8 protein-coding genes and 1 pseudogene are annotated in these 8,378 nt (G+C 32.5%); all 9 read right to left on the bottom strand.

The genetic code is table 11. The features are described 5' to 3' along the window. Window positions 1-221 precede the first annotated feature (221 nt). Complete coding sequence (locus T473_RS0106825; protein ID WP_024621224.1) at window positions 222-812, bottom strand: precorrin-2 dehydrogenase/sirohydrochlorin ferrochelatase family protein; 591 nt, start codon at window positions 810-812, stop codon at window positions 222-224. Between the two features lie 87 nt (window positions 813-899). Beyond that, window positions 900-2,401, bottom strand: a pseudogene (gene cobA, locus T473_RS19995) (uroporphyrinogen-III C-methyltransferase). Further along, the gene (hemC, locus tag T473_RS0106815) at window positions 2,391-3,296 is read right to left on the bottom strand and encodes a hydroxymethylbilane synthase (protein WP_024621223.1); all 906 of its coding nucleotides are present in this window, start codon (window positions 3,294-3,296) and stop codon (window positions 2,391-2,393) included. The pseudogene cobA and the gene hemC overlap by 11 nt, the downstream one beginning before the upstream one ends. 21 nt (window positions 3,297-3,317) lie before the next feature. Then, on the bottom strand, window positions 3,318-4,040 hold the full coding sequence (locus tag T473_RS0106810; RefSeq protein ID WP_024621222.1) for a cobalt-factor II C(20)-methyltransferase: 723 nt from the start codon (window positions 4,038-4,040) through the stop codon (window positions 3,318-3,320). A gap of 90 nt (window positions 4,041-4,130) precedes the next feature. Beyond that, a complete protein-coding gene (locus tag T473_RS0106805) occupies window positions 4,131-4,901 on the bottom strand; it encodes a sirohydrochlorin cobaltochelatase (protein WP_024621221.1) in 771 nt (256 codons plus the stop codon). A gap of 33 nt (window positions 4,902-4,934) precedes the next feature. Beyond that, window positions 4,935-5,681, bottom strand: coding sequence for a precorrin-6A reductase (gene cobK, locus T473_RS0106800; RefSeq protein ID WP_024621220.1), 747 nt, complete (start codon window positions 5,679-5,681; stop codon window positions 4,935-4,937). Further along, window positions 5,678-6,403 (bottom strand): precorrin-3B C(17)-methyltransferase, encoded by a 726-nt coding sequence (cobJ, locus tag T473_RS0106795; protein WP_024621219.1) that lies wholly within the window; start codon window positions 6,401-6,403, stop codon window positions 5,678-5,680. Before cobJ ends, cobK begins: the two co-directional genes overlap by 4 nt. Beyond that, window positions 6,400-7,641, bottom strand: coding sequence for a cobalt-precorrin 5A hydrolase (gene cbiG / locus T473_RS0106790; protein WP_024621218.1), 1,242 nt, complete (start codon window positions 7,639-7,641; stop codon window positions 6,400-6,402). The genes cobJ and cbiG overlap by 4 nt, the downstream gene beginning before the upstream one ends. Then, window positions 7,625-8,377 carry a cobalt-precorrin-4 methyltransferase gene (locus tag T473_RS0106785; protein WP_024621217.1) on the bottom strand — a complete coding sequence of 251 codons (753 nt, stop codon included), beginning with the start codon at window positions 8,375-8,377 and terminating at the stop codon, window positions 7,625-7,627. Before T473_RS0106785 ends, cbiG begins: the two co-directional genes overlap by 17 nt. Between the last annotated feature and the right edge of the window lies 1 nt (window position 8,378).

Raw genomic sequence — 8,378 nt, 5'->3', positions numbered from 1 at the left:
CAGGATCAAACTCTCAATAATAATTTGACCTGCTCAGATACTATCGTTATCTTTAATATCTGGCTTTATATGGTTTGTTTCTTGTTTTCTTATAAATTAACCTACTGTTTAATTTTCAATGTTCTTTTGTTGTTTTATCTTCTTGCTTTGTTAGTTTCGTTTGCCGCTCTCTCGAGGACAAGTATTACTATATCAAAATCTAAAACCCTCGTCAACACTTTTTATAAATTAAATTTTATACTTATCTCTTTCAGCTCTTCTAAACTCAGATTTACCAACTGTTTGAGCATGTTATTTCTTTTTTGAATATTTTTTTCTGACTCGATTATTTTCACTCTTAGCCTACCAAGTAGATCTAAAAATTCAATAAATTCATCGTCATATTTTTTTTCTAAGTCTTTTCTTATCTTTGCTGAAAGTGCAGGACTCTTCCCTCCAGTTGACACACTGATCATTAAATCCCCCTTTTTTAAAAATGACGGAACAGTAAAATTAGATAGTTCAATATCGTCCACAACATTTACTAATTTATTATTGTCTCGACAATACAATCCTATAGACCTATTTAGGTCCTTATTATTAGTGGCAGCTATGACAATTGAACTATCTTCAATAAATGAGGTATTAAACTCTGCTTCAATTACGTTTATACTATTTCCTAAATCATAAAAATTATCCAGTATATTTTTGCCAACTACCGTTACAGATTTTCCGAGCTCAACAAGAGATTTACATTTTCTAAATGCAACCTTACCTGCTCCTACAACAGTTATTTTGCTATCACTGATATTTAAAACTATTGGATAATACATACTAATACCCCCTTTATTTTGTAATTTCCACTCTTCTTTAATCTGTATATCTTCAATAAGTTCTTTATATTTATATATATCACTCTTTTATTTATCTTCTATTATAACATCTACAATCCCATCTATAGTGCTTACATCTGCTTCTTTATAGATATCAATACCGAAATCTCTTGCAGTTTTAGTAGTTATAGGACCTATAGATACTACCTTTATTCTTTTAAGAAGACTTAATTTATCTTCACCGATTATTTCTACAAGGTTTTTAACTGTGGATGAACTTGTAAATGTAATGTAGTCCAAGTCTTCTGAATTAAGAACATCCATAACTTCATCTTTCTTGTCACTATCTATAACAGTCCTGTATATATGAACTTCTTTAACAGGACATAGCCTCGATATATTCTCAACTAAGAAATCCCTAGCATTTTCTGATCTAGGTATAAGTACATTGTCTTCTGATGTTAAATCTTCTTTTAATTCCTCAAATAAGTACTCGGCTACAAACTTTTTAGGACATATATCTGCTTTTATGCCTCTTTTATTTAATGAATCAGAAGTAGCGGAACCTATTGAACATACTTTTAAACCAGCAAGTGCTCTAGAATCCAAATTCATTTCTTCTAATTTATCGAAAAATATATCTACAGAGTTTTTACTTGTAAAGGCTATATATGTATACTTTTGTATATCCTTTATTTCTTTTTCTAAATCGAAATTATCCTCTATTTTTTCTATCTTTATAGTAGGAATCTCTATAGGGTTACCCCCTAAATCAGAAATTTTTTCAACTAGGGTACTATTTTGTAGTCTCGATCTTGTAACTGCTACATTACTTCCAAATAGTTTTTTATTCTCAAAAAAATTCAACTTATCTCTAAGCTCTACAACACTTCCTACTACGATTAGTGTAGGAGGCTTAACATTTTGCTCAATAGCATCTTTATATGAGTTTTCTAATGTAGAGGTTACTACTCTCTGATTATATCTAGTTGCCCAGCTTATAAATGCAACTGGAGTGTTTTTGTCTTTTCCTTCTTTAATAAGATTCTCACTTATTCTCTTTAAATTGGAAACACCCATTAAAAATACAAGTGTCCCTTTATTGTTTGCAAGTGCATGCCAATTTAACTCTTTTGTATCGTCATCTCTATTATGACCAGTTATTACGTGAAATGAAGATGCGTGGTCCCTGTGAGTTATAGGAATTCCTGCATAACATAGTCCACCTATTGCAGAAGTTATTCCCGGTACTACTTCAAATTCAATTCCTCTATTTACTAATTCTTCGGCTTCTTCTCCACCTCTTCCAAATACATATGGATCACCACCCTTAAGTCTAGTAACTATCTTCCCTTCAAGAGCCTTTTCTGAAATAACCTTGTTATATCTTCCTGTGGCAATATATGATTGCTAGAAGCCTTTCCTACATATATAAATTCGCAGTCAGATTTGGCTTCTTTCAAAAAACTACTATTAGCAAGTCTATCATAAACAATTACGTCAGATTTTCTTATACATTCCAACCCTTTAATTGTCATAAGCTTATGATCACCAGGGCCGGCACCGACTAAGTATACTTTACCCTTCATATCTTTTATACTCCTCTAATACCTTTTTAGCTAAATCGAGTCCCAATTCTCTCGGACTTGATGAAACACCGGTCATACTGTGTTTTATTAGGCACTGACCTTCCTCATCTCCGTATATTCCAGTGAGCTTCAATTTAGAACCTTCTACTTCACAAAAAGCACCTATTGGTATATGACAACTTCCATTAACTCCATCTAAAAAGCCTCTTTCAGCCGATATTTGAATGTCTGTAACTTCATCACCTAGCGTATTTAACATTTCCTCAATTTCACTGTTATTATCCCTAATTTCAATAGCCAGTGCTCCTTGAGCTGGTGCTGGAACCATCGTATCAACCGGAATAAATTCACTTACGACATCCTCTAATCCAGCTCTGATAATACCTGCAGCAGCCAATACTACACCATGCAAGTTCTCACTTTCTATCTTTTTGATTCTAGTCTCAATGTTTCCTCTTATAGACACTACCTCTAAGTCAGGTCTTTCATTAAGCAACTGGTATTTTCTTCTCTTACTTCCTGTACCAATCTTAGCCCCTTTTGGAAGTTCATCTAAACTTTTAAAACCTTCTTTTAATATAAGTACATCTCTCGGATCTTCTCTTTTCGGTGTTCTTGTAAATTTTAATCCTTCTGGTAAAGATGATGGCATATCCTTCATACTGTGCACAGCTATATCAATTTCTCCATCCAATAACTGTTGCTCGATCTCTTTTACGAAAAGGCCTTTATCTCCTATTTTATCAAGTGATAAATGTTGGATTCTATCTCCAGTTGTTTTTATTTCTTTAACTTCAAAGTTAACTTCCGGGTACTTTTCTTTAATCTTATCAATTATCCAATAAGTTTGGATGAGAGCAAGCTTACTTCCTCTAGTTCCAACTTTTATATTCATTCTGATCTCCTTCGATACTAACTATTGTCTTGTCCAATCGTTATTTGTATTTATTAATATAGTTGAGAAATACGAAATTTTTTCTTCTAAATGTACATCTCTTAAATCTGTATATACCATTTCACCGCTCTGTGATGAATTGCTTACTAATATAGCGTGGTCTATAAGTTCAAATTCTTCAAGTTTTTTAATTATTTCTTTAAAATTCTTATATACCTTCATAAGCACTATAGAATTATAGTTTTTCAAAGCATAATCTATCTTTTTTTCTTCCAAAGTACACGGAATCACTATAAGTGCGTCTCTATCCATTACCAATGGGAAGTTTTGATTTGAAGCAATATTTGAGAAAGATGATATTCCCGGAATTGTCTCAACTTCAACCCTGTGTATTAATCTTTCCATAACATACACATACGTGCTGTATATCATTGGATCTCCAAGTGTTACGAACCCAACATTTTTACCTGACTCCACGTCTGAGACTATCTCATCTGCGACACTGCTCCATACTTCTTCTTTTTCATCTTCATTGAAGTTCATAGGGAAATGTCTAGATTTTATCTCTAGATCTTCTGGTAGGTACTCTTTTACTATTGAATAAGCTAAACTATCTCCACCTTTTTTTGATTCTGGTGTGTATAGTATATCCAAATTTTTTAGAGTATCCACTGCCTTTACAGTAACCAGAGAGCTATCCCCTGGTCCAGTACCTATACCATAAAACTTAGCTTTTTTTGTCATTAACTTGCTCCCTTCAAAAATATATCGACTATTATAAATTCAAACTGTATTATATTACTTTGTAATTGTGGTTTAGTGCACAGCTGCTGTTTACAGACAGTCATGTGCATGTTTTTCAAATATATTTTGAATTTCAGGATTTTCTCCTAATCCCTGTAGATACACCTTTACATCATATCCACTTTCTTCTAAAATTGTCTTCCATGAATCCTCTTCATTACTTGCCATATCATTGATAGCATGATCTCCCGCCACCAACATAAACGGCATTAGATGTACTTTTTTAATTTTATCTTTTTTAAGCTTTTTAATGACGTGTTCAAGCTCTGGATATCCTTCAACTGTTCCAACATAAGTGTTTATTTCATCATCTCTCATAGCGTATTCTATTGCAGGATAAGCTGAGTGAGATTCGTGATCTGTGCCATGACCCATAAACACTACCGCTTCATCATATCCCAGTTCTGGAATCTGCCATTTTATTGCATTTGCAGTCTCTTTATAGTCATTGATTGTTGTAAGTAGAGGTCTTCCAAGTGTTATTTTTTTAAATTTATGAGATAATTCTTCTATCTGATCTTTTAATTTATTATACTCCTCACCACATATTATATGTAGTGTCTGAACTAATACTTCATCATATCCCTCATCGCTCATCCTAGTAAGAGCTTCTATAGGATTTTCTATATGTATACCATCTCTATTTTTAAGTTTTCTAATTATCATATTCGAAGTATATGCTCTAAAGAAATCGTAACCACTCAATGAGTCTTTTATCTTATTTTCGCATACATCTATAGTTTTTTCTCTAGTTTCATGGTAACTTGTCCCAAAACTAACCACTAAAACGGCTTTTTTCATACATTACCTCCGAAGTTTTATTTTTTATCTCATCTATATTGATTTTGTCATTTCGCATATATTATTTATTACGTTTGGATATTTTATTGTAGATCTTCTTATTATCACAGCTGGTATACCTAGTGTTTCGCACGCATCTATTTTTTCCAAAAATCCACCGGCAATTCCACTTTCTTTGGTAATCAATAAATCTATATTGTAATGTTTATATGTCTCTTCATTAATACTCTTGCTGAAAGGACCCTTCATAGCAATTATATTATCTGCATTCAATCCAAGCTCTTCACAACTAATTATAACCTCACTTGTCGGCAAAACTCTGGCTATCAGGTTCTTATCTTCAAGTCGTTTTACATAAACGCCTAAATTTTTGCTTCCTGTTCCAATAAAAATATTTTTTCCCAATCTATCCGCTACATCACAAGCGTCTTCAAGAGTATCCACTATGTGTATATTTTTATATTTAATTTGTTCTATCAAAGATTTTCTCTCGTATCTTAAATAGTTAACGCTAAGTGCTTTTGTGCACTCTATTGCGTTCTTTGAAACTTCTACAGCATAAGGATGTGTTGCATCTATTATCTGATCGACTTTATTTGTCTTTATAAAATCCTGCATAGATTTAATATCTAGCTTTCCTAGAATTATATTTTCAGCATGTGATTCAGCGAGGTCTCTACCGTACTCAGTTGTAACCGATAGAGTGTACTCTTTATTTATAGATTTAAGTTTGTCACATATCTCTAAACTGTCTGATGTTCCTCCAAGCACTAAAATCATAGTACATAACCTCTTGGAGTTATAATTTTATCGCCATCTATAAATGTAGATTTGTTACCTATGACTACCATAGTCGTCATATCAACTCGTTCAAAGTCCATAGAATCAAAAGTGCAAATGTGTATATCTTGTTTTTCTCTACCTACATCCTTAACTATACCTACAGGAATGTCTTTACCTTTAAATTCACTCATAAGGTCGAATGCTTTTTTAAGATGTTCACTTCTTCCCTTGCTTCTAGCATTGTACAGACATATTACAAAGTCGGCATCTGCGGCTAATCTAAGTCTTTTTTCTATAACTTCCCACGGAGTTAGTAAATCACTTAGACTTATATGGCAGAAGTCGTGCATTATTGGAGCTCCAAGTAAAGCTGCTGCACCAATACTTGCAGTTATTCCCGGAACTACTTTCACTTCTATATCAGCTTCTTCCTTAGATACAAGCTCAAGTATAAGCCCTGCCATTCCGTATATTCCTGCATCTCCACTACTTATAACGGCTACTGTTTTTCCTTCTTTAGCTTCTTCAATAGCTCTCTTGCATCTATCTATCTCTTGTCTCATCCCATTTTCAATTACTTCTTTTCCTTCAATAAGGTCTTCTATTAAATTTATATAAGTTTTATATCCAACTATAGCATTTGATTTTTCAATAGCTTCTAATGCTTCAAGTGTCATACACTCTTTATTCCCCGGTCCTATTCCTATTACATATATCATAATTTTATTCTCCCTAACGCGAAAGTTATTCCGCTGTACTTATGTTTATTTATTATTAAATTTCCATCGCTCATTAAATGGGCCACTGGCTCAGATACTGAGTAAACTCCAACGTTCCTTTTTACAAATTCCGATCTTTCATATAGCTCATCAACCTTGGATATATCCTCTGATGAAAATGTATCAAATGGAACTTCTAGATGTTTTGCCAAATCATTTATTGCCTTTTCATCTTTTTTAATCTCTATACTTCCCACTTTAGCTATTGAATTTATATCTACGTTGTTCAAGTCTAAAAACTTTACAAACGACTCGTACATAATTTTTGATGAAGTATCCCTTCTACAGCCAATTCCAACTACAATATCTCTAGGTACAACTTTTATAAAATCAGCTTCTGATAAATTGCTTTCATCATTATTTATATTTTTTATTTTTATCTTCGTTTCTTCACTTATATCTTTTTCGATATCTATAGTTTTTTTATCTGTTACAACTACAATTTTTCTAAATATATCTGGTTTTGAATTCAGCTCATTTTTTAAAACTCCACGTGGAACCAATTTATATTCAGATTTATTTTTATCATTTTGTTTACTTGTATTCAAAATTTCAAAACCTCTTAAATCAATATTATAGTCGCCATCTACATATATTCCAACAGGCTTGTTATTTACTAAAAGCGAATTAACATCTTTTACATTGTCTCTAAAATTATCTACGTGAGCATTTAACTTTTTAGCTATCATATCTAGAGAAGATTTCCTATTTACATCTGTGGCTGTTGTAATTATAGGATTAGCTTCAATTAGTTCACATATTTTATGTGTAAGTTCATTTGCACCACCCATATGACCACTCAGCATACTTATTATATTTTTTCCATGTTCATCCATTACCAAGATAGCAGGATCATAAAACTTACTCTCAATGTAAGGAGCGATACTTCTAACAACAATACCTGTTGCCATAATAAATACTATATTCTCATACTTTGCAAATACATTTCCTACAAACTCTTTAAAGCTTTTTTCTATGATAAAAAAATTATTTTTATTATTAGAATCTTTTTCGCATTTTAAATCTTTTATATTCTCTGTTAAATATTCTTTAGATATGTTGCTTTTGCTCTTCTTAAAGTAAATATCACAACCGCCTAATAAATCAGAAATTTTTATTGCTAGATTTCTACCATTTTCGGTTATAGCTAAGATCGCAGTTTTATTTTCTGTATTCATGCTTAAAGTCCTTAGCATATAGTTTAGAGTTATAATAGTGATCTCCTAAGAAATTTCCAACCATTATTAGAGCAGTTTTGTTTATACCATTTTCTCTAACTAATTCAGCTATGTTTTCTAATGTCCCTTTTACAACTTTTTCATCAGCCCATGTAGCTTTGTATACGACTGCTACTGGCGTTTCTGCTGGATATCCACCATTCACTAATTTAGAAACTACCTTTTCAATTTCCTGAACAGACAAGAAGATAACCATAGAAGTTTGGTGTTTTGCAAACGACTCTAAAGACTCTTTATCTGGTACTGGAGTTCTTCCTTCCATTCTTGTTATTACAACACTTTGAGAAACTTCTGGTACTGTGTATTCCACTCCAATAGCAGATGCTGCTCCCAAGAAAGAACTCACACCTGGCGTGCAGTCAAATCCTATCGAAAATTTATTTAATTCCTCAACTTGCTCTCTTATTGAACCGTATATAGAAAAATCTCCAGTCTGAAGTCTAACTACAGATTTATTGTTGTCAGTTCCGTATTTCATTACATCTATTATCTCCTGAAGATCCATCGATGCACTATTGTGAATTTCACAACCTTCTTTACAGTAGTCTAGTAACTCTGGATTAACAAGAGATCCAGCGTAAATAACTATATCTGCAGTGCTAAGAAGTTTATATCCTTTCAGAGTTATAAGCTCTTTATCACCAGGCCCTGCCCCTACGAAATGTACTTTTGACATA

The sequence above is a fragment of the Clostridioides mangenotii TR genome (genome assembly GCF_000498755.1).
In the GTDB taxonomy this organism is placed as follows: domain Bacteria; phylum Bacillota; class Clostridia; order Peptostreptococcales; family Peptostreptococcaceae; genus Metaclostridioides; species Metaclostridioides mangenotii_A.
Note: the sequence above shows the minus strand (reverse complement) of the source record. Positions and strands in the feature narration are given on the sequence as shown.